General features: G+C 60.4%; 21 protein-coding genes. 13 read left to right on the forward strand and 8 right to left on the reverse strand.

The window, feature by feature from the left end; translation table 11 throughout:
• A complete protein-coding gene (locus tag G5149_RS03840) occupies nt 1-1731 on the reverse strand; it encodes a formate--tetrahydrofolate ligase (protein ID WP_421211656.1) in 1731 nt (576 codons plus the stop codon).
• A 67-nt stretch (nt 1732-1798) separates the two neighbouring features.
• Here G5149_RS03840 and G5149_RS03845 point away from each other — a divergent pair, with 67 nt between their 5' ends.
• On the forward strand, nt 1799-2227 hold the full coding sequence (locus tag G5149_RS03845; RefSeq protein WP_118853584.1) for a hypothetical protein: 429 nt from the start codon (nt 1799-1801) through the stop codon (nt 2225-2227).
• A 58-nt stretch (nt 2228-2285) separates the two neighbouring features.
• Here G5149_RS03845 and G5149_RS03850 read toward each other — a convergent pair whose 3' ends face one another.
• Nucleotides 2286-3185: a LysR family transcriptional regulator gene (locus G5149_RS03850; RefSeq protein WP_337072687.1), complete on the reverse strand. Its 900-nt coding sequence runs from the start codon at nt 3183-3185 to the stop codon at nt 2286-2288.
• A 109-nt stretch (nt 3186-3294) separates the two neighbouring features.
• On the opposite strand from G5149_RS03850, the gene G5149_RS03855 reads away from it, so the two are divergent.
• The 4 genes from G5149_RS03855 to G5149_RS03870 all read left to right on the forward strand — a co-directional run bounded on the left by G5149_RS03855 (nt 3295) and on the right by G5149_RS03870 (nt 6284).
• Nucleotides 3295-3855, forward strand: coding sequence for a YceI family protein (locus tag G5149_RS03855; RefSeq protein WP_005334411.1), 561 nt, complete (start codon nt 3295-3297; stop codon nt 3853-3855).
• Nucleotides 3855-4592, forward strand: coding sequence for a hypothetical protein (locus G5149_RS03860; RefSeq protein WP_421211660.1), 738 nt, complete (start codon nt 3855-3857; stop codon nt 4590-4592). Before G5149_RS03855 ends, G5149_RS03860 begins: the two co-directional genes overlap by 1 nt.
• Before the next feature lie 182 nt (nt 4593-4774).
• On the forward strand, nt 4775-5899 hold the full coding sequence (locus G5149_RS03865; protein ID WP_421211662.1) for an adenosylhomocysteinase: 1125 nt from the start codon (nt 4775-4777) through the stop codon (nt 5897-5899).
• Nucleotides 5900-5975: 76 nt separating this feature from the next.
• A complete protein-coding gene (locus G5149_RS03870) occupies nt 5976-6284 on the forward strand; it encodes a SelT/SelW/SelH family protein (protein ID WP_421211664.1) in 309 nt (102 codons plus the stop codon).
• A gap of 114 nt (nt 6285-6398) precedes the next feature.
• On the opposite strand, the gene G5149_RS03875 is transcribed toward G5149_RS03870, so the two are convergent.
• Both G5149_RS03875 and pepT read right to left on the reverse strand, forming a co-directional pair.
• Nucleotides 6399-8108 carry a lysophospholipid acyltransferase family protein gene (locus G5149_RS03875; protein ID WP_421211666.1) on the reverse strand — a complete coding sequence of 570 codons (1710 nt, stop codon included), beginning with the start codon at nt 8106-8108 and terminating at the stop codon, nt 6399-6401.
• A 204-nt stretch (nt 8109-8312) separates the two neighbouring features.
• A complete protein-coding gene (gene pepT / locus G5149_RS03880) occupies nt 8313-9536 on the reverse strand; it encodes a peptidase T (protein WP_216961791.1) in 1224 nt (407 codons plus the stop codon).
• Between the two features lie 1014 nt (nt 9537-10550).
• Between pepT and speA the strand changes: the two genes are divergently transcribed.
• Both speA and G5149_RS03890 read left to right on the forward strand, forming a co-directional pair.
• Nucleotides 10551-12452 carry a biosynthetic arginine decarboxylase gene (speA, locus tag G5149_RS03885; protein ID WP_421211668.1) on the forward strand — a complete coding sequence of 634 codons (1902 nt, stop codon included), beginning with the start codon at nt 10551-10553 and terminating at the stop codon, nt 12450-12452.
• Between the two features lie 271 nt (nt 12453-12723).
• Nucleotides 12724-12912 carry a hypothetical protein gene (locus G5149_RS03890; RefSeq protein ID WP_005334402.1) on the forward strand — a complete coding sequence of 63 codons (189 nt, stop codon included), beginning with the start codon at nt 12724-12726 and terminating at the stop codon, nt 12910-12912.
• 80 nt (nt 12913-12992) lie between these two features.
• On the opposite strand, the gene G5149_RS03895 is transcribed toward G5149_RS03890, so the two are convergent.
• The 3 genes from G5149_RS03895 to G5149_RS03905 form a co-directional block, all read right to left on the reverse strand.
• Complete coding sequence (locus G5149_RS03895) at nt 12993-13280, reverse strand: hypothetical protein (RefSeq protein WP_107685105.1); 288 nt, start codon at nt 13278-13280, stop codon at nt 12993-12995.
• 268 nt (nt 13281-13548) lie between these two features.
• The gene (locus G5149_RS03900; protein WP_236344458.1) at nt 13549-15555 is read right to left on the reverse strand and encodes a methyl-accepting chemotaxis protein; all 2007 of its coding nucleotides are present in this window, start codon (nt 15553-15555) and stop codon (nt 13549-13551) included.
• Between the two features lie 200 nt (nt 15556-15755).
• Entirely contained in the window at nt 15756-17051 is a 1296-nt protein-coding gene (locus G5149_RS03905; RefSeq protein ID WP_021229327.1) for an amino acid permease, read from the reverse strand.
• 251 nt (nt 17052-17302) lie between these two features.
• Here G5149_RS03905 and G5149_RS03910 point away from each other — a divergent pair, with 251 nt between their 5' ends.
• From G5149_RS03910 to G5149_RS03935, 6 genes are all read left to right on the forward strand, one after another.
• Nucleotides 17303-17686, forward strand: coding sequence for a Rid family detoxifying hydrolase (locus G5149_RS03910; protein WP_005344164.1), 384 nt, complete (start codon nt 17303-17305; stop codon nt 17684-17686).
• 22 nt (nt 17687-17708) lie between these two features.
• Complete coding sequence (locus G5149_RS03915) at nt 17709-18998, forward strand: serine dehydratase subunit alpha family protein (protein WP_236344456.1); 1290 nt, start codon at nt 17709-17711, stop codon at nt 18996-18998.
• A 64-nt stretch (nt 18999-19062) separates the two neighbouring features.
• Complete coding sequence (locus tag G5149_RS03920; protein ID WP_005334376.1) at nt 19063-19716, forward strand: helix-turn-helix transcriptional regulator; 654 nt, start codon at nt 19063-19065, stop codon at nt 19714-19716.
• A 154-nt stretch (nt 19717-19870) separates the two neighbouring features.
• Nucleotides 19871-20458 (forward strand): histidine phosphatase family protein, encoded by a 588-nt coding sequence (locus tag G5149_RS03925; protein WP_236344455.1) that lies wholly within the window; start codon nt 19871-19873, stop codon nt 20456-20458.
• 150 nt (nt 20459-20608) lie between these two features.
• Complete coding sequence (gene fabV, locus G5149_RS03930; RefSeq protein WP_236344453.1) at nt 20609-21802, forward strand: enoyl-ACP reductase FabV; 1194 nt, start codon at nt 20609-20611, stop codon at nt 21800-21802.
• Between the two features lie 162 nt (nt 21803-21964).
• Complete coding sequence (locus G5149_RS03935) at nt 21965-23440, forward strand: YfcC family protein (RefSeq protein ID WP_236344451.1); 1476 nt, start codon at nt 21965-21967, stop codon at nt 23438-23440.
• A gap of 63 nt (nt 23441-23503) precedes the next feature.
• Here the strand turns inward: G5149_RS03935 and G5149_RS03940 are convergent, their stop codons facing one another.
• Nucleotides 23504-24718 (reverse strand): pyridoxal phosphate-dependent aminotransferase, encoded by a 1215-nt coding sequence (locus tag G5149_RS03940; RefSeq protein WP_042058000.1) that lies wholly within the window; start codon nt 24716-24718, stop codon nt 23504-23506.
• Nucleotides 24719-24978 lie beyond the last annotated feature (260 nt).

Here is a 24978-nt window from a genome sequence, read left to right on the forward strand (position 1 = left end):
TCAGCTCAGGCCGACTATCTCGCCGTTCTCATCGATATCGATATGGCGATAGGCAGGCAGACTGCCCAGCCCCGGCATGGTCATGATGGGGCCCGCCAGCGCATAGACGAACCCGGCACCGGCGCAGAGCTTCACCTCGTCGATGGGCACCTCGAAATCGGTCGGCACTCCCTTGAGAGCAGGGTCATGGCTGATGGAGAGCGGCGTCTTGGCCACGCAGATGGGCAAGTGATCCCACCCTTCGGCGGAGAGCTGGGCCAGCTGCTGGCGGGCTTTGTCGGAGAGCTGCACTCCGCGGCCGCCGTAGCCGCACTCCACCAGGGTCGCCAGTTTGGCGTCGAGGCTCGCCTCGTCGGGGTAGAGCAGTTTCACCTTACCTGGTTGCTCGCAGGCGGTGACCACGGCGCGGGCCAGCTCGCTGGCACCGGCACCACCCTGGGTGAAGGCGTTGGAGATGGCCGCGCCACAGGCGCCGGCTTGCTGCGCTTCATGGGCCAGCAGCGCCAGCTCGGCCTCGCTGTCGGTGGGGAAGCGGTTGATGGCGACCACCACCGGCATCCCGTAGCGGCGGGCGTTCCGGATATGCCAGGCGAGGTTGGCGCAGCCTTGCTTGAGGGTTGGCAGATCCTCCCCCTGCAGGCTGGCTGGCAGCGGCTGGCCCGGTCGGATATCGAGCAGGCCGCTGTTGGCCTTGAGGCCGCGTACTGTGGCCACCAGTACCACGCAGGCGGGGGTAATGCCGGATTGGCGGCTCTTGATGTTGAAGAACTTCTCAAGCCCCATGTCGGAGCCAAAGCCAGCCTCGGTCACCACATAATCGGTGAGGCCAAGGGCCATGCGATCGGCGATCACCGAGGAGTTGCCGTGGGCGATATTGGCAAAGGGGCCAGCGTGCACCAGCACCGGGGTCTGCTCTGTGGTCTGCATCAGGGTCGGCTGCAGGGCGTCTTTCAGCAGCACCGTCATGGCGCCCGCCACTTCCAGTTGCTCGGCAGTGATGGGCTTGCCGTGGATATCACGGGCCAGCTGGATGCGGCCGATGCGCTGGCGCAGGTCTTTCAGATCGCTTGCCAGCGCCAGAATGGCCATCAGCTCGGAGGCGGCGGTGATGACGAAGCGATCGCTGCGCTCCACCCCGTCGGCGGCGCCACCCTGACCGATGGTGAGGTGGCGCAGGGCGCGATCGTTCATGTCGAGGGTGCGTGGCCAGAGAATGTTGTCTGCATCGATATCGAGTCGCGGCAGGCCGGTTTTGGCGCTGAACTGGTCACCGAGTTTGCGCTCATGGAACAGGCGAGCATCGAGGGCGGCCGCCGCCAGATTGTGGGCCGCCGTCAGGGCGTGAAAATCGCCGGTGAGGTGGAGGTTCATCTCCTCCATCGGCACCACCTGGGCATGACCGCCACCGGCAGCGCCCCCCTTGACCCCGAACACCGGGCCGAGGCTCGGCTGGCGGATGGTGGCGATGCTGGGTTGACCGATATGGTTGAGCCCCATGGAGAGGCCCAGTGTGGTCACTGTCTTGCCCTCGCCGAGCGGGGTGGGGGTGATGGCGCTCACCAGTACCAGCTTGCCGCTCTGTTCTGGCTGCGACTTGAGCAGGTCGAGGCTGAGCTTACCTTTGTAGTGGCCATGAGGGCTGAGCAGGTGCTGGGGGATGGCGAGGCGTTCGGCCAGCGCGTGGATTGAGAGACGGGGGGACTGGCGGGAGATCTCGATATCGCTTAGCATCAGCACCTCGTTGGCATATCGGGGTAAAATATGCGGCGAAGTCTAGTGGAATATAACGGGTAATCCAATGACGAAAACGATTTTATTTGGTGAGGGTGAGGTTCGTCAGAATCCTGTTCTGCTGGATCTCAACGCACTCTATCATCCCCCCAAGCAGCCGATGACGGCGCTGGGGATTGTCAGCGCGCTGGTGCCGTTGTTCGGTTTCGGCTGGCAGGCGATGACCCAGGACCCCGAAACCCAGCTGCGCCACGAGATCCGCAAACGGGTCAACAAGCACAAGACCGACGAGGCAAACCTCATTTTGATCCTGCAGCTGGCCGCCATGTTTGACTGCCCCGAGATTGAAGTGGCGCTCCCCTATGCCCTGAGTGAGCAGCAGTTGTCGGTTGTCCGCACCCGGCTGCCACGCTGGCAGTTAAGCCTCGAGCAGGAGCGTCTGCTAGCCAAGCTCACCCCTGTTGCCGCATCCACCACCGCATCCGGCCAGCGTTAGGTTTCAAGCCGGACCAGCAGGCCGGACAGTCAGGCCTTATCCTCTGCTCTGGCAATCATCACGGCTTATCCCACTGTTGCGGGGCGAGATAGCGCTCCTGCACGAATTCGATAAAGCAGCGCACCTTGGCCGAGACGAAGCGGCGGTGCGGATAGACAGCATAGAGTCCTACCTCACCCTTCTCCCACTCCGGCAGCAGGCTGACCAGCTGTCCTGACCGCAGGGCCTCCCCCACGATAAAGGTAGGCTGCAATATGATGCCCTGATCATCACAAGCGGCACGGGTCAGCGCCACCCCGTTGTTGGCCCGCAGTGGCCCCTGTGGCCGGATGCTCTGCTGCTCGCTTCCCCGTTTGAAGTGCCACTCCGGCTGGGTCAGGGTGTAGATCAGACAGTCGTGCTGTTTGAGATCCTCGGGTTTTTCCGGTCTGCCCTTGCGTGCCAGATAGGCGGGGCTGGCGCAAAGCTCGACCCGAATAGTGGCCAGTTGGCGCGCCACCAGCGAGGAGTCGCTGAGGTGGCCGATCCGCAGCGCCAGATCGAACCCCTCTTCCACCAGCGCGACCCGCCGGTCGCTGTACTCGATATCGAGCTTGAGATCGGGGAAGCGCTGGCGAAACAGCGGCAGGGCGGGGGAGAGGTGCAGATAGCCAAAATCCATCGGCACCGAGAGCTTGAGTGTGCCGTTGGGCTGCTGGTTGTGGTGGGTCAGCTGGCTGTGGGTCTCTTCCAGCTCCGCCAGCAGGGCGAGGGAGCGCTGGTAGTAAAATTGGCCCGCCTCGGTGGGATTGACCTGGCGGGTAGTGCGCGACAGCAGCCGCGTGGCGAGGGACTCCTCCAGCTGCTGCATCAGTTTGGAGGCCATGGCGACCGAGATGCCGAGCTGGTTGGCGGCCCTGGTAAAGCTCTGGCACTCCACCACCTTGATAAAGGTGCGCATGGCGGCGATCTGGTCCATTTTCCATCCTCAGTAAATAATGAATTTAATAAATCACTGATTATTCATCTTCAGAACGAGGTTAGCATTTTAACCACTGATGTGAACCCCAAGATGAAGGAACGAACGGATGAAAATGACCAAGGCTCTGCTGGCCTCCTGCCTGTTTATGGCGACCCCTCTGATGGCGGCGGATTACGATGTGGATGCGGCGCACACCACGGTGCAGTTCAAGGTGGGTCACCTGGGCTTCTCCGAGCTGGTGGGTCGCTTCAACACCTTCAGCGGCACCTTCAGCATGGATGACGCCAACCCGGCGGCGGCCAAGGCGAGCTTTGAAGTGGATGCCGCCAGCGTCGACTCCAATCACGAGGCCCGCGACAAGCACCTGCGCAGCCCTGACTTCCTCGACGTGAAGCAGTATCCCAAGATGACCTTCGTCAGCTCCGCTTACGAGGGCACCAAGGATAAAGGCGTGCTGAAAGGGACCCTGACCCTGCACGGCGTCTCCAAGGAAGTGGCCTTCGATCTGGTCAAGATCGGCGAAGGCAAGGATCCCTGGGGCGGCTACCGCAGCGGTTTCAACGCCTCCACCACCATCAAGCGCAGTGACTTTGGCGTGAGCTACATGCTGCCCGGCATTCCGGACGAGATGAACATCAACCTGTTTGTCGAAGGCGTGCGCAAGTAATGGGCGCGGAACTTCTGCTGCAAACCCTGGCGGCTCCTCTGGGAGCCGCTTTGCTATCGTGGCGCTGGCCGCGACTGGGTTATCTGTGGGGCGCGCTGGCGCTCTGGCTGGTGGGATCCTGGCTCGGTGGCCTCTATGGCATGCCGGAAAAGGCGTGGCAGTGGCTGCCGCTGACCCTGCTGGTGCCCGCCATTGCGGCTCAGGTGAACGATCTGCGCGGCTCGCTGCTGCTCTTTGCGGTGTTCAGTGCGCTGGTGTGGTGGCAGGGATTGGCCTCGGTACTGGCGAGCGAACCCGGGATCTGGCTGGCGCTACTGCCCGCCATCCTCTGGTTTGGTTGGAGCACCTTGCGCTGTGACAGCCGCGAAGGGCTCGGGTTTGCCCTCGGCTTTATCTGGCTGGCGCTGGTGATCGGCATCGATGGCAGCCTGCTGATTGCCCAGCTGGCCGGTGCGCTGGCCGCTTTCGCCGGTTTTCGCGCCCTGCTTGCCACCTTTGTTGGCATCAAGGTAGCACCCGCCGGTCTGGCGCTGGCCCTCGTCTTGGTCCAGATGCTCGCCTGGCAATATGTGGAGGTGCCGCTGGCGGTGTTGCTACCGGTCTGGCTGTTGCCGCTGCTGGAGTGGTTTTTGCGTGACAAGTCCTTGCCTGTGCGCTGGGGGGGGATACTCCTGCTCGCCGCTTCGGGAACCGGACTCAGCCTCTGGACGGTGTGGCCAGAAGTTTCGTTGTACTGATTTTTGCATGAAAAACAGTCGATTACGGTCATTTTTGCTTACCCGCTCATACTCTTGACAGATAATGATTGAGCCCCCTATGTGTTTCAGATAAAAAGGATTTTCATTTTATTTGGACACACACAGAACCCGGCCGCGCCGGGTTCTGTTTGCCTGCTTTGCGGCACATAAGGAGGCCACAGTTGCGCAGTCAAGGATCTGAGCATCTGTTTTTTCGCCATTTCACCGGACAGGGACGTATCGACGGTCTCTGCATTCTGCTGGTCACTCACCTGCTTCCCGATCGCCCCCGTTTTATCGATGCCCTCGGTCAGATTGGGCGGATTGGCGCGATTTTACCCAAACCGAAATCGGTACACGGACCTACCTTCGAGTGGGTATCCCAGCACTATCCGGTGCTGCCCCTTAACCGGCACTGGACCAATGATCCCGACAGTCTCATCCAGCAAATTGCACCGCTGGTGGCCCCCCACGAGCGGTTGCTGATCCTCGACATAGGCGGTTACTTTGCCAAAACCCAGGTGATCTTGAGTGAATACTTCGGCCCCCGTTTCCTCGGGGTGGTGGAGATGACCGAGAACGGCCATCAACGCTATGAGCAGGAGGTGCTGGCGACCCCGGTTGTGTCGGTGGCGCGCAGCCCCCTCAAGCAGGCCGAGGATATCCAGATTGGTTTGAGCGTGGTCTACTCCGCGGAGTCGCTGGCTCGCACCCTCAATCGCACCTTCAACGTCTGCGAAGCCGTGCTCTTTGGCTATGGCAAGGTGGGGCGCAGCATCGCCCGCGACCTGCGCTGTCGCAACCTCCATCTCGGGCTGGTGGAGACCGATGTGCTGCGACAGGTCGAAGCGCTCTCTCACGGTTTTCGCCTGATCACCAAGGCCGAGGCGTTGAGCCGTGCCGAGCTGGTGATCTGCTCTACCGGCAACGGCTCGCTGGACTTGGCGGATCTGCAAGCGCTGCGCCCCGGCACCATGGTCGCTTCGGTCACCTCGGCTGACGACGAGTTCGCCTTCTCGCTGGCCCAGTTGCCGTGGCCGAGCGAAGAGGTGTGCCCCCATGTGCTGGCCCTCAACCGGCCGGATGGTACCCAGATCTACCTGCTCAACCGGGGCGAGGCGGTTAACTTCGTCCATGGCGCCGTGATTGGTGAATATGTCTATCTGGTGCTGGCGGAGATCATGGAAGGGATCCGGATGCTGGCGGCAGGCCCTCTTGCACCCGGCCTGTTCGAGCTGCCAGAATCGGCGATGCGTACCATTGCCCGCCATTGGCTGGCCGATTTTCATGGGGTTGATCAGCACTGATTTGACCAAACCGGGATCGGCCATTGGGCAGCGGTACGCCACTTCCCGCCATTGTCGCTTTTTTATGGAGTCACTCATGACCGAGTCTGAAACCCTGATCAGCAAACCCCGCATCGAAATCCGCTACTGCACCCTCTGTCGCTGGATGCTGCGCGCCGCTTGGCTGGCGCAGGAGCTGCTATCCACCTTTGACAGCGATCTGGGGGAGGTGGCGCTGGTGCCGGCCAGCAAGGGGGAGTTCCGCATTCTGGTGAGCGGGGTGCAGGTGTGGGATCGGGTGGTCGATGACGGTTTCCCCGAGGCCAAGGAGATCAAGCAGCGGGTGCGCGATGTCATTGCCCCTGAGCGGAATCTTGGCCACTCGGATCGCAAGGCGGCCGAGTAACGCCAGATGGGCCGAGCGCCTCGAAAAGGTACTGAGCATGAGAGCGAAAGGAGAGGGAGGCGATGGCCTCTCTCTCCTTTTTTGCATTTGGCTGTTTGCCTGGCACCAGCAGGGTTATAAGCGCGGCTCGGCCAGATGACTGCCGATATAGCGGGCCCGCTTGTGGGACTTGATGCGACTCACATCGACCCACACCAGCCCGTCGATGCAGTGGTTGAAGTCGGGGTCGATGCCAAAATCCATGAACTGGACCCCGCCCGGCTCGCACAGCTCGGAGTACTGCTTGTAGAGGGTTGGGATGGCGCAGCCCAGATTGTCGAGACGGGCCTTGAGTGCTTTGAGATCGGCGCCGTAATCCATCCCCTCGAACAGAGGCTGCGTCTCGGGGTAGGGACGGCGGGAGGGGGCCAGCGCCAGCTCGGGGGCAAAGTGCTGGCGGTAGAAGCTCACCAGCAGATCCTTGGCCGCCGGCGGCAGGTTGCCGGAGAGCGACACCGGGCCAAACAGGTAGCGGTAGCGGGGATAGCGGGCCAGATAGGCTCCGATGCCGAACCAGAGATAATCGAGCCCCCGCTTGCCCCAGTAGGCGGGCTGGATAAAGCTGCGGCCAAGCTCGATGGCCTGCTCCAGCCGGGGCAGCAACTTATCCTCGAAGCCGAACAGGGTGTGGCTGTAGAGGCCATCCTTCCCCTTGCTGGCCAGCAGCTCCGCCACAGGGGCGAACCGGTAGGCACCGATAATATCGAGCCGGGCTGGATCCCAGAGGATCAGGTGGTGATAGTCGTTGTCAAAGCCATCGAGATCCCGCCGCTTGCCGGATCCTTCCCCCACAGCGCGAAAGGCGATCTCCCGCAGTCGCCCCAGCTCGCGCAGGATCACCGAGTGACTCAGTTCATGGCGGCGGTAGAGGTAGATCCCCTGACCATCCGGGGTGGTGCCGAGCTGTTCGCAGCTTTCGATGGCCTGTTTGAGCTGGCGGCGATCCTCCGGCAGGGCGATGGGGGCCTCGGTCTGCAGGCGCCCCGCCTTGCCACGGCCAATCCGGTAGAGGTGGTTGCGCACCAGCCGCGCCGCCGTCTTGGCGGGCAGCTCCTGAAAACTGCCGAGTGGAATGCGTGCCCCTATGGTCACCGGCAGGGCCTGCCCCTGCTGGCGAAACAGCTGGCGTACCAGCAACAGAGCGGAGGCGGGCTTGTTGAGCCAGGAGGCGAGATAGAACCAGAGGCTGTTGCGCCCCCCCAGATGGATGGGCACCAGCGGGGTGCGGGTGCGCTGGGCCAGTTTGATAAAGCCTGCCTGCCAGGGGCCATCTTTCACCCCCTTGAGGCCAAGCCGCGAGACTTCGCCTGCGGGGAAGATCACCAGTGCCCCTTCATGGGCGAGGTGTTCATTCATAGCGAGGATGGCCTGTCGATCGGTCTTGCCCTCCATATTGTCTACCGGCAATAGCAGAGGGCGCAGCGGCGCGAGCTGGGCCAGCAGCTGGTTGGCGACGATCTTCACATCGGGGCGGATGCGGCCGAGCAGTTGCAGCAGCGCCAGTCCATCCAGCGAGCCGATGGGATGGTTGGCAACAAGAATGACCCGGCCACTGGCGGGAATATGCTCCAGTTGCGCCTCGCTGACCCGATAGTCGAAATCGAGCTGGGTCAGCGCCTGCTCGACAAAGTCGAGGCCGCGCAGGTGCGGGTAGCGGGTGGCAAAGTCGGCAAAGGCACGTTCGTTGAGCAGCCAGCCCAACAGCCGCTTTAACAGCGGGGTGAGCAGGGGGTAGCCAAGCAGGCGGGGGAAGTGCTGGGTCAGCAGGGTATCGATAGTGAACATCTGGAGGGCTCCGGCGATCCGTTGCTCCCAGCATGATCTGGCACTGTTCCCGCGACATGTCAGCGGGATGACAGTTTGATGGCAGCGGCAGCCAGTAGCTCCTGAGCGACCCTCCCCCGGTTTCCCTTTCCTGATGGGGGGATGGCCAGATAGCAAGGGAGGAGCCGGTTAACCGGCTCCCCCCTTGGTTGTCATGGTAATCGATTAACCGCGCCAGGCTGCGGTGAGGCGCACCAGCTCCACCAGGGTGGCGACCGATTTCTCCATGGATTGCAGCGGGATGAACTCGTGCTTGCCGTGGAAGTTGTGACCACCGGTAAAGATGTTGGGGCAGGGCAGGCCCATAAAGGAGAGGCGGGCGCCATCGGTACCGCCGCGAATGGGCTTGATTTTCGGCACCACGTCGGCGGCCTCCATGGCGGCCTTGGCCAGCTCGACGATATGCATGTGCGGCTCGATCTGGCTGCGCATGTTGCGATAGCTGTCGGTCAGGGTCAGCTCGATGCGGGCCTTGGGATATTCGGCCTGCAGAGCGGCCACCCGGCTCTGCATCTCGGCCTTGCGTGCGGCGAAATGTTCGTCGTCGAAGTCACGGATGATGTAGTGCAGGGTGCTCTCCTCCACGGTGCCGCTCATCTGGGCCAGATGGAAGAAGCCCTCATACCCGTCGGTACACTCCGGGGTCTCTTCGGCCGGCATGGCAGCGTGGAAGCGGGCGGCCAGGGTTTGGCTGTTGATCATGCTCCCCTTGGCGGTGCCGGGGTGGACGTTATTGCCGATAAAACGCACCGTGGCGCTGGCGGCGTTGAAGTTTTCATACTCCAGCTCGCCCAGTTCGCCGCCATCCACGGTATAGGCCCACTTGGCCGGGAATCTCTCCAGCGGGAACAGGTTGGCGCCGCGGCCGATCTCCTCATCCGGAGTAAAGCCGACCCAGATATCGCCACGTGGGATCTCGGGGTGGGCCTGCAGGTGGTCGATGGTGGTGAGGATCTCGGCGATACCCGCCTTGTCATCGGCGCCAAGCAGGGTGGTGCCGTCGGTGGTGATGAGATCCTGACCCAGGTAGTTTTTCAGGAAGCGGTAGTCACGGATGGCGAGCACCTCGTCACCCTTGCCAAGGCAGATGTCGCCGCCCTGATAGTTCTCGATGATTTGCGGTACTACGTGCTCTGCCTCGTAGTCGGCGGTGTCCATGTGGGCAATCAGGCCGATGGCGGGGGCGTCCGGCTGGTTGCCCGGCAGGCAGCCGGTGAGGTAGCCGTGCTCATCCAGAGTGACCCGGGTTAGCCCCAGCGCCTTCATCTCTTCTTGCAGGGCGCGGGCAAAGATCAGTTGTCCCTCGCTGCTGGGGCAGGCTGGATTGGTCTCATCGGAGCGGGTATGAAAAGTTACGTAACGCAGAAAACGCTCAAGCAGGGTATCCATTAGTCAGCCTCTAACCGATTGTGAGCGGTCATTGTGGCCAATCCGTGCGGGGCACTCATTGCGTCAGCGCAGGTTTTTCCCATTTTTTGACGCAAGGGAAGAGCGGCGAATGTGCGGCGCGCGGGGCAACTTCGGCGAGGGGATGCGCATAAATGTGGCATTTATTGCAATATTTAGGCGCTGGCGGAGGCAGCCAAATTCCCCTCAGCGACCGCACAGCAAGGCGTCAGCCCAATCATGGCGTTTTCGCACACTTTTCAAGGGGGAATCGGGCTGTCGCATAACCTGCGCCATCCCAGAGCCCGCCTGCCCGCCAGCAAGATTTGATCGACTTATTAAAAGGGGATTTTGAACACTATTTTTTATTGTCACTGCCCGCGGTAAGTGTGTACACTCCGCGCCGATCCAAGGGTAACCCTGAAGCAGGCAGAGCCGCCAGAAACCCGACCGATCATACGCCTATAGGGCGAGGCACGCAGAAACGACAGACACTGCTGGGGAATGGTTTCTTTAATACCGGTTAGGCTCCGGTATCAGGGAGAACAACAGACTCTCATCCTTCATTTGACCGAGTGGGCCACCGGCTCATCATCTTCCCTTGTCATGGGCGGTCACTGACGGTGAGGTGGGCTGTGGTTGTTGTCGTCTATCAACACGCATGCGTGCTGGCGCCTTCGCTTCTCTTCCTTGGAACCCTCTCCTTCTGTCGGGATCGCTGCCGAATGATGAACTGACGGCGTGGCTGATGTCGTCTGTCATCAAAGTACCGCGGCGCCACGGCATAGTGGCACCGCATACCGTTGAGCTTGATGTAAAGCCACCAGCCCCACATCAAGACTCGTTACTTCCCCAAGATCCACCAGGCAGCCTCTGGCTTGCCGCGATGTGCAAAAGGTTGGTTTGGGTGGCTGCGTCTCGTGATGGCAGCGCTCGCCGTACTCTGCACTAGATGGTCTGGATGTGATTGAGGGTAACGAAGGCGACTTTGGGTCGCTCATTTGCGAGGCATAGCCCATGACTAACTGGTCCAGCAAGGACTCCTTGAAGGTCTACAACGTTCCCTACTGGGGTGCGGGTTTTTTCAATATCAATGACGCCGGTCATGTGACCGTCGCCCCCGACAAATCACGCCCTGACGCGCATATTGTGCTCTCTGACGCCATCGAACAGTTGCGTCAGTCCGGGCTGACCACCCCCGTGTTGCTGCGCTTCCCTGACATCCTCAAGAGTCGGGTCGATGCGCTGTTCAACGCCTTTGGTCAGGCCATCGAAAAGTCTGGCTATGAAGGGGACTACCTCTGCGTTTACCCGATCAAGGTAAACCAGCAGCGTCGTGTCATCGAGACCATCAGCCAGTCCTACAGCGACAAGCCCCGGCTTGGCCTGGAAGCTGGTTCCAAACCGGAACTGCTGGCCGTGCTGTCCCATCACCATGAGCAAGGCTCGGTGATCGTCTGCAACGGTTACAAAGACCGCGAATATATCCGCCACGCCCTCTTGGGCAACTTGATGGGCCACAAGGTCTACATCGTGGTGGAGAAGCCCTCCGAACTGGAAATGGTGCTGGACGAGTCAGCTCGTCTCAACATCAAGCCCAACATCGGGGTGCGTGCCAAGCTCGCTTCCACCGGCTCCGGCATGTGGGAATCGAGCGGTGGCGCCATGTCCAAATTTGGTCTCTCCGCCTCCCAGATCCTGGCGCTGATCGAGCGTCTGCGCGGGCTGGGCAAGCTGGATTGTCTGCAACTGCTGCACTTCCATCTGGGTTCCCAGATCGCCAATATCCGCGACATTCAGGGCGGCATCCGCGAGTGCGGCCGTTTCTACGCTGAACTGCGTCGCCTCGGTGCCAACATCGAAGTCGTGGACGTCGGTGGTGGCCTGGGCGTGGACTACGAGGGAACCCGTTCCCAGAGCCACTGTTCCGCCAACTACAGCCTCTCCGAGTACGCCAACAACGTGGTATGGGGCATCGGCGATGTCTGCCGCGAGTTCGACCTGCCGCACCCGACCATCATCAGCGAGTCTGGCCGTGCCCTGACCGCTCACCACGCCGTGTTGGTTACCAATATCATTGGTGCCGAAGGGGTGGAGATGAACGACATCAGCGCGCCGGACGAAGATGCACCGACCATTCTGCAGAACATGTGGAAAGGCTGGCTGGATCTGCGCAGCGAAGATCCCTCCCTGCTGGAGATCTTCCATGACTCGGTGGCCGATCTGGGTGACGTGAATACCCAGTACACCATGGGCCTCTTGAACCTTGAACAGCGTGCCTGGGCCGAGATGCTGCACCAGAACACCTGTCTGGCACTCAAAGAGATGCTCAACCCGGTCAACCGCAACCACCGTGCGCTGGCTGACGAACTGAGTGAAAAGCTGGCGGACAAGTGCTTTGCCAACTTCTCCCTGTTCCAGTCCCTGCCGGATGCCTGGGGTATCGGTCAGGTATTCCCGGTGATGCCGCTGGCTGGTCTCGATCGTCCGCTTAGCCGTCGCGGTATCCTGATGGATATCACCTGTGACTCCGACGGTCAGGTTGAGCACTATGTCGACGGTCTGGGGGTCGAGAGCACCCTGCCGATGCCGGTCTACGGCGAGAACGAAGAGTGCCACGTCGGCTTCTTCCTGGTCGGTGCCTATCAGGAGATCCTCGGCGATCTGCACAACCTGTTCGGTGACACCCACTGCGCGGAAGTGTGGCTGGACGAAGAGGGCAAGATGGACATTCGCAACGTGGTGCGTGGCGACACCGTCGACCAGCTGCTGCGTTACGTCAACATCGACCCGTCCGTGATCCGCGAAAACTACCAGCGGATCGCCGCTCACCCGGCGCTGGACGATGCCACTCGCAAAGCCCTGCTCGACGAGCTGGAGCTGGGCCTGCAAGGCTACGCCTATCTGGAAGACGAATAAACCTTCTGTTTGCCCCTCGCTTTTGAGGGAAAATCAAAAACGGCGCCTGCGGGCGCCGTTTTTGTTACCGGGGGCCATCCGGCGATATGACGGTGCGCTCGGTCCATCTTCATTTGGATAACCTATGATGGCTCGGGGCATCCGCAAGCCACAGATCTGGCAGATATCTGCCCCTTTCAGCCGCTTCCATTGATCTGCATCAAGCGTGAACCTCGGTGGTTATTTTACGGTCAGGAGTGATGTTGATGGGATGTAACAAAAGGATGTGCATATGGAACTGAAAAGGGACCCGAGATGCTATACCGACGTCTGTATCGACGGTAAGTGGTATCACTACGACCACTGCAGCACCAATGTCTACATGCTGATGGGAGGCGCCGCGCCGAGCCTTCAGCTGGCCTATGAGCCGAGCAGCGAAGAGGAGCTGATCGAGATGCTCCAGCAGCTGGGACGCTTCTAAATCACCGAATTGATGTCTTGCCATATGGCCATCGGGCGCGTTGCCACGATGGCCACCACTCTTCACCGCTGTACCTTATCTCAGCGGTTTTTATTGCCCAATAACCCCTTGCCAATTTCCAGCATGGCGACGGCCGCGGCGTAGCTGCTATCGGACTTGCCTATCTCATCCGCTATATAGAGAAAATTGGATTGGTACTTCTCGACGGCCTCCCGTGGGCTGGTCGCGTCAATAAAGTCCTCCTCCACCTCGAATCCTTGGGTCAGCAGTGCCGCCTTTTCACTCAGAAAAGTCGGAGATGCCATGTCGATAAAAGTGTATTGCTGCCGATTGGACGCCGGAATGGTAAAAAACTGGTATCTGGCCATGGGTAAATCCTCGCTTGACGCGGGTGATAGATGACGTGACGCTGGGTTTAATCTGTGGCTCGCAGGCGGCTTCGTTTCCCTCGACGTCGCAGGCAGTGCGTGTCGGGAATGCCGCATTTTGTTTTCGTTCGAGACCACTTTGTTGGCATCTGCCCGGCAAGTGGGTCGCAGAGATTTTCTGGATTATCCGAGCAACCGAGATGTTGTTGGCAGGGGCGAGACCGGGATAATGCCGGGCTCACGTTGAGCCCGGCTTGTCAGCGCTCTGTTATAGCACGAAGCTCTGTACCATGGCGCGCAGCTGTTCGGTGAGCTGGTGGATCTGGCGGGCTGCATCGCGGGCGGCGTTGGCCACTTGCAGCGCCTCGTCGCTGCCATCCGAGATGCGCACCACGTTGCGTTCGATCTCGTTGACCACGGCGCCCTGCTGTTCGATGGCACTGGCGATGATGGCATTGGTATCGACCATCCGATCCACCTTCTCGGTGATGGCGCCGAAGGCCTGTTGCGCCTCCTGCGCCAGACCAACCCCCTCCTGCGCTTCATGGCTGGCCGCCGACATGGCGGTGACCGAGGCGCGGGCGCCGGATTGCAGCTGTTCGATCATTTGCTGGATCTCGACGGTAGCCCCCTGGGTACGGTTGGCAAGGGAGCGCACCTCGTCGGCCACCACCGCAAAGCCGCGTCCCTGTTCACCGGCCCGGGCCGCTTCGATGGCGGCGTTGAGGGCCAGCAGGTTGGTCTGTTCGGCGATGCCGCGGATCACGCTGATGACGCCACCAATCTGGCTGCACTGCTGCTCCAGCTGGCCTATGGTCTCGGCGGTGTGTAGCACTTCGCGGTTGATATGGTCGATGGCCTTGATGGTGCGCTCCACCACATCCTCGCCCTGACCGACCACGTTCTGTGCCTCCTGGGTCATGCGGGCGGCTTGCAGGGCGTTGCCCGCCATGTCTTGTGAAGTGGCGGCCAGCTCCTTGATGGCGGTGGCGACCTGATGGGTCTCCCCTTGCTGATCGGCAATGACCTCCTGCGAGCGGCAGGTGCGCGCTTCGATCTCGGTAGCGCTCTCCACTACTGTGACGCCATTTTCACGCACCCGCAGCATCAGGGTGCGTAGGGTCTCCAGGGTCACGTTGTAATCCCGGCTGATGGCGGCCAGCTCGTCCTGACCGACGATCTCGATATGCTGGCTGAGATCCTGGGCGTTGACCCGGGCGGCGATATCACGCACCCGCCCTACGGTGTCGCGCAGGGAGAGATAGGCGCCGATCATCAGGTAGAGGTAGAGCAGCAAGCTGGCGGTCAGCGGCGCTGTGACCCACCAGAAGTGACGTTGGTTGGCGGCCAGCCGCTGATGCAAGTCGGCCTCCAGCCGCTGGCGTACCTGGCCTGCCAGTGCGGTGATGGCCTCGTCCATCTTATCCCCCAGCGCTTGCACCTCCTTGGTGGAGAGCTGCACCAGCTGATCCTTCATCATCTTGTTTTCCATGGTCTCGACCCCCTGACGCACCAGCTGTATCAGAGCATTGGTCTGCTGACCCAGCTCGGCGCGATAAGCCGGTTCAATCTGGTAGAGCAGGGTCAGGTCTGCTTCCAGCTCCTGCAGAGTGGCGCTGATAAGGTCGAGACGAAAACGCAGGCCGCTGTAGCCTTCGGCCTGAAACAGGCCGAAATCGGCGATGGTGGCGGCGCGATCCCGCACCTGAGCCAGCAGGTCGCGCAGTTGCGGCAACCGCTCACTGGCGAGGATCACCATATAGTAGGTACCGAGCGCCGGATCCTGGATCAGGCTGCTACTGGCGGTAATGTGCTTGTAGAGGTGGCGCACCTCGGTCAACAGCTTGTCGTGGCGCAGGTTGCTCTGCTCCACTTCCAGCTTGCCCGCTTCACTCTGCAGGGCGGCCCAGCCCTGCTGGATCACCTCAAAGGAGGGGTTGTTCTGGCGGGTGTCGGCAAAGGCTTGCAGGCTCTGATCAACGGCTTGTGCGGCTGCCTTGACCTGATCATCACCGACCGGATCCACTTCATAAGCGTGACGGGTCACCAGATTGCGATGGGTGAGCAGGGCTTGCTCGATAGCGGGCACGGGGGCGAGATTGACCACTCCCGCCAGCTCGCGGTTGGCCTGGACGTTGTCATCCTGCAGCCGCCCCAGCAGATTGGTCATGCTGTAGGCCAGTGGCAGCAGCATCAGACAGGACCAGAGCAGGAATTTGTATTTGAAGGAGAGCTGATTGCCCAGCCGGATGGCGGGGTTGAAAATCCATTTCATGTTAAGCCTCGATACCTGAGTGCGGGCGTGAGTCGTATTGCCTGAATAGTACTCCGAGCGGCCTCCCTTGGGTGATTGCCGGTTGCAAGTTGTGATCCCCTTGGCTTTTTACTTCCGGGCGGGACGCCGTCAGCCGAGCCAATAGAAAACGGGCCACCCGAAGGTGGCCCGAAGTCGATAAGGAGGGCGTTTGCAATCGATCAGTTGAACGCCAGGAAGGGCGAGACACAGAGCAGTAGGCCAGTGACGATGATGATGTAGAGGGAGGTGCCCTTGTACTTGTGCAGCGCCGGTACCTGATAGACCAGATAGGCCGGGATGAGGCAACCCACCATGCCGAAGATGGGGCTGCAGATGGAGGTGAAGCTCAGTACCGGTGCGTTGAGCACGATGGCACCCCAGGAGAGCATGACGGTAAAGACCATGATCCCTTTGCCTACCAATCCTTTGTTGATGCGGTTTTCCGGCAGCACCCGGCGCAGCAGGTTCATCGCCAGACCCTGACAGGCTTCACGGAAACCGAGGTAAACGCCGAAGTAGGCGGTCATCACCGCGAAGATGTTGAGGGTGAGGCTCAGGAGCTTGAGGGTCTGGCCGGGCATCCCCTGCGCCACCATCGCCAGTGCGGAGATATTCTCCTCGGAGGCTTTGACCGCCTGATCGTGGCCCATGGCCAGAGTGAAGGAGACCGCGTAGAAGAACACCACTACGAACAGGATGCCGAAGGCGATATTCATGGCGCGCATCGCCTTGAAGCGGGCCACTTCCAGCGATTTTTCCCGCGAGCGGTAGGAGATCACCATGGGACTCAGGCTCTGGATAAAGAGGATGGAGGTGAGGGTAAAGGGCAGCATGATGATGGCATCCTTCATCCAGTCACCGGCGGCGGGCATGGCGGTGATGTTGGCCGCATCCCACTTGTCCACCATCATCAGGCCGAGCACGGCCACCACGCTGATCTTGGTCAGCACCATAAAGGTGGAGATCTTGAACAGCAGGTTTTCGCCGCGCGAGGCCAGTGCCACCAGACCGCAGATCAGCACCAGACCGTAGAGCGGGTTTTCGGAGAGCAGGCCGTCGGTGACGCCGAAGCTCTGCAGGAAGGAGGCGCTGTCATTGGTGATGGCGGTGGAGTAGACGAAGACCCAGATCACCAGCATCACGAAGTAGAGCGCGCCGAGCAGCACACCCCAGTTCTTGCCAAGGTAGCCGGTGATGACGCTGGGGTAATCCTTGCACTCCGGCGAAGTGGCCAGGGTGTTGATAAAGAGGCGCTGGAACATGTACATGGCGGGGTAGCCGATCACGGCCGAGAGCAGAAAGACCCACAAGCCCATCAGACCCACCTGTACCGGCAGGAAGACGATCCCTGCGCCGATGGCCATGCCGATGCTCATGATGATCCAGCCCCAGTCGGTGCTGTCGAAGCGAACCGCTTCTTTCCATTCCAGCGTGCCCATCACGGGGCTGGCGAGTGTAGTGCTATGCGCGTCCATTAAAACCTTCTTTTTTGTAGGGATGTGGGAAAGCGGCGCAAATATAGTTGAATGAAACTATCATAAACAATGCCCATAAGAGTACTTTTGTTCAAATCAGGATGGTGATCACGGTTTATATTGAGGCCGAAAGGTGCCTTTAAACGCCATTTTTGTATCTTTTTGTTGAATGGATAAAATAAAAAGCAAATAATGTTGAACGGAATGAGATTCGTGATTGCAAAAAAAATTGCACAAACAGGAGTGGCTATATGAAACGCATCATCACAGCAGCAGCGGCACCTGACGCTATCGGTCCCTACAGCCACGGCACTGCCTATGGCGACCTTATCTTTACCTCCGGTCAGTTGCCGGTCTGCAAGCAGCAGGGTGGTGTGGTGGAAGGGGGGATTGCCGCCCAGACCCGCCAGTCACTGGAAAACCTGAAATCCGTGCTGGAAGCCGCAGGCGGCTCGCTGGATACCGTGCTCAAAACAACCTGCTACCTCGCCGAGATCAGCGATTTTGCCGCGTTCAACGAGGTCTATAAAGCCTATTTCCAGAAAGATTGTCCGGCGCGCAGCTGCTTCGCAGTGAAGGATCTGCCGATGGGCGTCAAGGTTGAAGTGGAAGCGATCGCCCATATCGCTCGTTAATGCTGATAAAAAGGTTCAAGTGATGAAACAAGCGTGGCAGCAGTATCTGCAGATTATTCAACAGGTTGTCAAACCAGCGCTGGGTTGTACCGAGCCAATCGCCGCCGCTTATGCCGCGGCTGTCGCCGCTCGGCAACTGGGGGGTGAGCCCGGTCGCCTCGAGGTTGCGGTGTCGGACAATCTCTATAAAAACTCGATGGGTGTCTATGTGCCGGGCACCGGCAAGATCGGTCTGGCCATTGCAGCCGCGGCCGGAGCCATCGGCGGCAACGCCGATGCCGGGCTGGAGGTGCTGGCCGCGATCCAGCCAGAACAGGTGGATCGTGCCCAGCAGCTGATCGATGCCGGCAAGGTGCAGGTGAGCCGCACCGCCGCCCCCGAGTTTATCTTCTGCCGCGTGACCGTTTATGGCACTGATGACAAGGGTGAAGAACACAGCGCCGAAGTGACCCTGTGCGGCGGTCATACCCGCATCGTCGAGCAGCGCCGCGATGGCGAGGTGACCTTCACCGCTGATCAGAGCCAGGGCGGTGCCACCGGTTCCATCTGCGATGGCGTCGATATCAGCATCGCCGCCATTTACGAGTTCGCCACCCAGGTGGAGTTCGAGCAGATCAGGTTCATCCTCAAAGCTTCCGAGCTCAACGGCAAGCTCTCTGCCGAGGGGATGAACAACCCCTATGGTCTCGAGATCGGCCGCACCATGCAGCAGAACATCGATGCCGGTCTTATCGGCGAGGATGTGATGAACCGCATCGTGATGATGACGGCGGCCGCTTCCGATGCCCGGATGGGGGGGGCGACCCTGCCAGCCATGAGCAACTTCGGCAGCGGCAACCAGGGCATTGCCGCCACCATTCCGGTGATGGTGATTGCCGAGCGCTTTGCGGCCAGCGAAGAGCAGCTGGCTCGCGCCCTCATCATGAGCCATCTGGGCGCCATCTATATCAAGTCCCACTATCCGCCTCTGTCGGCCTTCTGTGGCAATACCGTGACCAGCGCGGCCGCCTCAATGGCCATGGTCTATCTGGCGGGCGGCAGCTTCGAGCAATCCTGCTTCGCCATCCAGAACGTGCTGAGCGACAGTGCCGGCATGGTGTGCGACGGGGCGAAAGCCTCCTGCGCCATGAAGGTGAGTACCTCCTCCGGCGCGGCGGTGCGCGGCTTCCTGATGGCCCTCAACAGCCACTCGGTGTCGGGACAGGGGATCGTCGCCGGCGACGTGGATCAGACCATCCGCAACGTCGGCCAGATGGTGAAGGAGGGCATGTCTGCCACAGACAGCACCATTATTGATATCATGTCCGCCTGATGTCCCTGTCGGTTGCTGCCCGACACCCATTGCCCGGCAGCAACCCTTGCAAGAAGGTCCCATTGTGAAGCTGCAAGAGTTGAGTCCGAGCGATTTTGAGATCCTCAAGTCGATGGAGAACATTGTGGACGGCATCGCCGCCATGTATGGTCAGCACACCGAAGTGCTGCTCCACAGTCTGGATGCGCGCAATCCCTCGATCGTCAAGATTGCCAACGGCCATATCACCGGCCGCAGTGTCGGCGCCCCCATCACCAACCTGGCGATGATGAAGCTCAAGAGCGGGCAGGATATCTCCAGCCCCTACATGACCAAGTGCGCCACCGGCAAGACCCTGCGCTCTATCACGACCGTGATCCGCAACGGGGAGCACAGGGCCATCGGCTTGCTCTGCATCAACAGCGACATGGATGCTCCGCTGCAATCCGTGCTGCGCACCATGATGCCGGAGTGTATGCATCCCCACGAGAGCCATGCCACCCCGGAGGTGTTCGCCCGCAACATCGACGAAGCGCTCAACAGCACCATCGACACCGTCAGTGCCGAGGTGCGTGGCAACGAGGCGGTGCCCCCGTCCCAGAAGACCCGGGTCATCGTCAACCAGCTGCACGACATGGGGATCTTCGAACTGAAAGACAGTGCCCAGATTGCCGCGCGCCAGCTCGGGATCTCGGTCCACTCCATTTACCGCTATCTGCGGGAGATCAAGAAGGGCTGAGCCGGTTTAATCTGGCCTAATTGGCAATAAACGGGTCAGCCATGACCCGTTTTTTACGCCCGTTTTAGCCTCTCTGCTTGGGCCGTCCTTCGGGCTCATCTGCTATCATATTCCCCCTTCATTTTTCTATCTCTCTGAACGTACTGGAGAAATCATGTCTCGACTCATCTATCTGCTGCGCCACGGCCAGACCCGCTTCAATGCCGAGCAGCGTCTGCAGGGGCGTTGCAACTCCGATCTGACCGACAAGGGCGAGGCGCAAGCCATCGCCATGGGGCGGCGCCTTGCCGCCGAACTGGCGGATCCCGCCCGCTGGACCGTCTATGCCAGCCCGCTTGGCCGTGCCCGTCAGACTGCGCTGCTGGTGTGCGAGCAGCTGGGGCTGACGGCAGATCGCATCGTCTGGGACGATCGCTTGATGGAGCTGGGGATGGGGGAGTGGGAGAGTTGCCAGATCCCGGCGCTGCGTCTTGCCCACCCCGAGCTCGATACCGGCAAAGGGGACTGGTATCTGCAGGCACCGGGTGCCGAGAGCTTCGAGAGCATTCAGCGCCGGGCACACCAGTGGTTGCAGGATCCTGCCATCGCCGAGCGGGCCATCGTCATCTCCCACGGTCTGCTCGGCGCCATGCTGCGTGGCGTCTATGCCGATCTCGACTATAAGGCGACCTGGTCACAGGAGTTGCCGCAAGATGCCTTCTATAAGCTGCAGGATGGCCAGATTACCCGCATTGCCTGCTAGTTGCCGTGAGGTGGCACCATGGCATGGACCATGATGGCCACCTTCGGATGCCCATTTTTGCCGCAGTTCAACACATCAGAGCACCTTATCGCGGCAAGATGAGGTATCTTATGCCCCGATTTCATCCATTAAACGGATCCGAGACCCCATATGATCATCAAACCAAAGGTTCGCGGCTTTATCTGCACCACCACTCATCCGGTCGGTTGTGAAGCCAATGTTCGTCGCCAGATCGCTTATACCAAGGCCAAGGGCACCATCGAGAATGGCCCCAAGAAGGTGCTGGTGATCGGCGCTTCCACCGGTTATGGCCTGGCCTCCCGGATTGCGGCTGCCTTCGGTAGCGGTGCCGCCACCCTCGGCGTCTTCTTTGAAAAAGCAGGCACCGAGACCAAACCCGGTACCGCTGGCTGGTACAACTCTGCCGCCTTCGACAAGGCAGCCAAAGAGGCGGGCCTCTACGCCAAGAGCGTCAATGGCGATGCCTTCTCCAACGAGTGCCGCGCCAAGGTGATCGAGCTTATCAAGCAGGATCTGGGTCAAATCGATCTGGTTGTCTACTCCTTGGCCTCTCCGGTGCGCAAGATGCCGGACACCGGCGAAGTGGTACGCTCTGCCCTCAAACCCATCGGCGAGGTCTATACCACCACCGCCATCGATACCAACAAGGATCAGATCATCACCGCTACCGTCGAGCCGGCGAACGAGGAAGAGATCCAGAACACCATCACCGTCATGGGCGGTCAGGATTGGGAGCTGTGGATGGCTGCCCTGCGTGATGCAGGCGTGCTGGCTGACGGTGCCAAGTCCGTGGCTTACTCCTACATCGGCACCGATCTGACCTGGCCAATCTACTGGCACGGCACCTTGGGCCGCGCCAAGGAAGATCTGGACCGCGCCGCTGCCGCCATCCGTGGTGACCTGGCTGCCAAGGGCGGCACCGCTCATGTGGCTGTGCTGAAATCCGTGGTGACCCAGGCCTCCTCTGCCATTCCGGTGATGCCGCTCTATATCTCCATGGCTTTCAAGATCATGAAGGAGAAGGGCATTCACGAGGGCTGCATGGAGCAGGTAGATCGCATGATGCGCACCCGTCTCTACGCGTCCGACATGGCGCTGGACGATCAGGCTCGCATCCGCATGGATGACTGGGAGCTGCGTGAAGATGTGCAGCAGACCTGCCGTGACCTGTGGCCATCCATCACCAGCGAAAACCTCTCCGAATTGACTGATTACACCGGCTACAAGCAGGAGTTCCTGCGCCTGTTCGGTTTCGGTCTGGACGAGGTCGATTACGATGCGGATGTGAATCCGGATGTGAAATTCGACGTGGTCGAGCTCTGAGTCTGACTCAAGTGAAAACAGGGCCCCGCGGGGCCCTGTTTTTTTGGCAAAAATTCCGCCAAATTGCGGAATTTTATTATCAGCGATCACCTTTTTCCCATATCAAACCCGCTAGTCTTGCGCTGATCGGATCACAGACGGCATTGCCGAGGTACGGAAGCTATGACCACTCCAAACGAGGCGCCCAAGAAGCGCCAACTCCCCACGGTTTATACCCTGCTTTTTATCATCATCGCCCTGATGGCCGCCCTCACCTGGGTGCTGCCAGCGGGCAAATATGACTATGTCACCGCCAAGACCGAGCAGCCGGTGGCGGCAGCGGCCGTGGCCGAATACAGCGGCGACGAGCGGTTGTTGCCGGTGCCCGGTAGCTACACCGAGCTGCCCTCTCATCCGCAGGGGGTATTCGATGTGCTCAAGGCCCCCATTCAGGGCTTTCACAAGGCCGCTGATGTGGCGCTGTTCGTGCTCATCATCGGCGGTTTTCTCGCGGTGACCATGCAGAGCGGGGCGCTTGATGCCGGGGTGGGGGCCATAGTGCGCGGTTTTGCCGGTCGCGAGCGGCTGCTGATCCCGGTGCTGATCGCTCTCTTTGCCCTCGGCGGCTCCACTTTCGGCATGGCGGAGGAGACGGTGGCCTTCTGGGCACTCATCGTGCCGGTGATGATGGCGGCGGGCTTCGATCGCATGGTGGCGGCAGGGATCATCCTGCTTGGCTCCGGGGTCGGGGTGCTCGCCTCCACCGTCAACCCGTTTGCCACCGGTATCGCCTCGGGCTTTGCCGGTATCCCCATCGGTGAGGGGATTGGCCTGCGGGTCATCCAGTGGCTGCTGCTGGTGATCTTCGCCTCCTGGTTCGTGATGCGTTACGCCAAGCAGGTGCAGCAGGACAAGTCCCGCTCCGTGCTGGCTGATATTGTCTATGACGACGAGTTCTCCCAGATGAAGAGCGGCAACCTCGCCTTTACCGGCAAGCAGAAGCTCACCATGCTGGTCTTCTTCGGCACCTTCCTGCTGATGATCTATGCGGTGGTGCCCTGGTCGGATTTGGGGATCGACGTGCTGCCCACCTTTGGCTGGTGGTTTGATGAGCTATCCACCCTGTTCTTCAGCGCCTCCATCCTGATCGCGCTGATCAACCGGATGCCGGAGTCCAACTATGTGGCGACTTTCCTCAACGGGGCGCGGGATCTCATCGGGGTGGCACTGGTGGTGGCGGTGGCGCGCGGCATCTATGTGGTGATGGAGCAGGGTGTCATCATCGACACCATTTTGCACTGGGCCGAGGGGCTGGTAAGCGGACTGTCGTCGTCGGTATTCATCCTGATGGCCTATCTGGTGCACATCATTCTGAGCTTCTTCATCCCGTCCACCTCGGGGCTGGCGACTGTCTCCATGCCGCTGATGGGGCCGCTGGCTGACTTCTCAGGCATCTCGCGGGATCTGGTGATCACGGCCTATCAGTCCGCCTCCGGCTGGATCAATCTGTTTGCCCCCACCGCCGCCCATCTGGTGGCGGGGCTGGCGCTCGCCAAGATCCCCTACGATCGTTTCGTGCGCTGGGTGCTGCCCTTCATCATCGGGGTCGCTCTCATCACCATGGCGGTGCTGGTGGCTGGCGCACTGCTGCACGGCTGATGGCGCGGATAAAACCACAGATAACAAAAAGGCTCCCGCGGGAGCCTTTTTCATGAGCCTTGCTTACTGCTTGTAGCCCTTGAGGAAGCGGGCGAGGCGACCGATGGCATCCTCCAGCTCCTCTTCGCGGGGCAGGAACACCAGCCGGAAGTGATCCGGCGCCGGCCAGTTGAAGCCGGTGCCCTGCACCAGCAGCAATTTTTCTTGCTGCAGCAGATCGAACACCATCTTCTGGTCGTCGCGGATGTCATACACCTTGGGGTCAAGGCGGGGGAACATGTAGAGCGCCCCCCTTGGTTTGACGCAGGATACCCCGGGGATCTCGTTCAAGAGCTCCCATGCCTTGTCCCGCTGCTTGCGCAGGCGGCCACCCGGCAGGATCAGCTCGTTGATGCTCTGGTAGCCGCCAAGCGCAGTCTGGATGGCGTGCTGCATCGGCACGTTGGCACACAGCCGCATGGAGGCCAGCATCTCCAGCCCTTCGATGTAACCGCGGGCACGGCCTTTGGGGCCGGTGATGACCATCCAGCCTTGACGGAAGCCGCAGGCGCGGTAGGCCTTGGAGAGGCCGTTGAAGGTCACCACCATCACATCGTCACACAGGGTGCAGACGCTGGTGTGGGAGATGTCGTCGTAGAGGATCTTGTCGTAGATCTCGTCGGCGAAGATGATGAGGTTGTGCTGGCGGGCGATCTCGATCACCTCCAGCAGGAACTCGCTGCCGTAAACGGCACCGGTCGGGTTGTTGGGGTTGATCAGCACCAGGCCGCGGGTGCGCGGGGTGATGCGGGCGCGGATATCGTCGAGATCCGGGTACCAATCAGCCCCTTCGTCGCAGCGATAGTGCACCGCATGGCCACCGGAGAGAGTGACGGCGGCGGTCCAGAGCGGGTAGTCGGGGGAGGGCACCAGCATCTCGTCGCCATTGTTGAGCAGCGCCTGCATGGCCATCACGATCAGCTCGCTGGCGCCATTGCCGATGTAGATGTCGTCGATATCGACCTTGCGCATCCCTTTTTGCTGGTAGTACTGCATCACCGCTTTACGGGCAGAGAAGAGCCCCTTGGAGTCGCAGTAGCCCTGGCTCAGCGGCATGTTGAGGATCACATCCTTGATGATCTCTTCCGGCGCATCAAAGCCGAACGGGGCCGGGTTGCCGATGTTGAGCTTGAGAATGCGGTGGCCTTCGTCTTCGAGACGGCGAGCCTCTTTATGCACCGGGCCGCGGATGTCATAGCAGACATCGTCGAGCTTGTGCGACTTGTCGATTGTGAACATGGTGACAGTGATTCCTTCCCCACAGGGACGCGTTGGCGAAAAAGGCGATTTTTAGTATCAAATTTCTTTTCCCCTATTCTTCACAGAATTGAATGCTAGAACAATCCTCTTTTTAGAAGAATTCCCTGATTTTTAGCCCTAAAACAGGGTTGCTAGAACGTTAAATTCAGCACGATATTTGGTGCTAACCAAGGTTAACTAGTGAAACATGGGGAACGAATTAACAAAGCTGCCTGACTGTGTTGCAATATCCGGATCCT

Origin of the sequence: Aeromonas sp. 600479 (assembly GCF_049175515.1) — a bacterium.
Taxonomy (GTDB): domain Bacteria; phylum Pseudomonadota; class Gammaproteobacteria; order Enterobacterales; family Aeromonadaceae; genus Aeromonas; species Aeromonas veronii_A.

Excerpts from the sequence above, each read along its gene's own strand:
- speA (WP_421211668.1), top strand. The coding sequence starts at position 10,551 with ATGACTAACTGGTCCAGCAAGGACTCCTTGAAGGTCTACAACGTTCCC.
- G5149_RS03935 (WP_236344451.1), top strand. The coding sequence starts at position 21,965 with ATGACCACTCCAAACGAGGCGCCCAAGAAGCGCCAACTCCCCACGGTT.
- G5149_RS03940 (WP_042058000.1), bottom strand. The coding sequence starts at position 24,718 with ATGTTCACAATCGACAAGTCGCACAAGCTCGACGATGTCTGCTATGAC.
- G5149_RS03860 (WP_421211660.1), top strand. The coding sequence starts at position 3,855 with ATGGGCGCGGAACTTCTGCTGCAAACCCTGGCGGCTCCTCTGGGAGCC.
- G5149_RS03900 (WP_236344458.1), bottom strand. The coding sequence starts at position 15,555 with ATGAAATGGATTTTCAACCCCGCCATCCGGCTGGGCAATCAGCTCTCC.
- G5149_RS03875 (WP_421211666.1), bottom strand. The coding sequence starts at position 8,108 with ATGTTCACTATCGATACCCTGCTGACCCAGCACTTCCCCCGCCTGCTT.
- G5149_RS03915 (WP_236344456.1), top strand. The coding sequence starts at position 17,709 with ATGAAACAAGCGTGGCAGCAGTATCTGCAGATTATTCAACAGGTTGTC.
- G5149_RS03905 (WP_021229327.1), bottom strand. The coding sequence starts at position 17,051 with ATGGACGCGCATAGCACTACACTCGCCAGCCCCGTGATGGGCACGCTG.
- G5149_RS03925 (WP_236344455.1), top strand. The coding sequence starts at position 19,871 with ATGTCTCGACTCATCTATCTGCTGCGCCACGGCCAGACCCGCTTCAAT.
- G5149_RS03845 (WP_118853584.1), top strand. The coding sequence starts at position 1,799 with ATGACGAAAACGATTTTATTTGGTGAGGGTGAGGTTCGTCAGAATCCT.
- pepT (WP_216961791.1), bottom strand. The coding sequence starts at position 9,536 with ATGGATACCCTGCTTGAGCGTTTTCTGCGTTACGTAACTTTTCATACC.
- G5149_RS03855 (WP_005334411.1), top strand. The coding sequence starts at position 3,295 with ATGAAAATGACCAAGGCTCTGCTGGCCTCCTGCCTGTTTATGGCGACC.
- fabV (WP_236344453.1), top strand. The coding sequence starts at position 20,609 with ATGATCATCAAACCAAAGGTTCGCGGCTTTATCTGCACCACCACTCAT.
- G5149_RS03850 (WP_337072687.1), bottom strand. The coding sequence starts at position 3,185 with ATGGACCAGATCGCCGCCATGCGCACCTTTATCAAGGTGGTGGAGTGC.
- G5149_RS03910 (WP_005344164.1), top strand. The coding sequence starts at position 17,303 with ATGAAACGCATCATCACAGCAGCAGCGGCACCTGACGCTATCGGTCCC.
- G5149_RS03840 (WP_421211656.1), bottom strand. The coding sequence starts at position 1,731 with ATGCTAAGCGATATCGAGATCTCCCGCCAGTCCCCCCGTCTCTCAATC.
- G5149_RS03890 (WP_005334402.1), top strand. The coding sequence starts at position 12,724 with ATGGAACTGAAAAGGGACCCGAGATGCTATACCGACGTCTGTATCGAC.
- G5149_RS03895 (WP_107685105.1), bottom strand. The coding sequence starts at position 13,280 with ATGGCCAGATACCAGTTTTTTACCATTCCGGCGTCCAATCGGCAGCAA.
- G5149_RS03870 (WP_421211664.1), top strand. The coding sequence starts at position 5,976 with ATGACCGAGTCTGAAACCCTGATCAGCAAACCCCGCATCGAAATCCGC.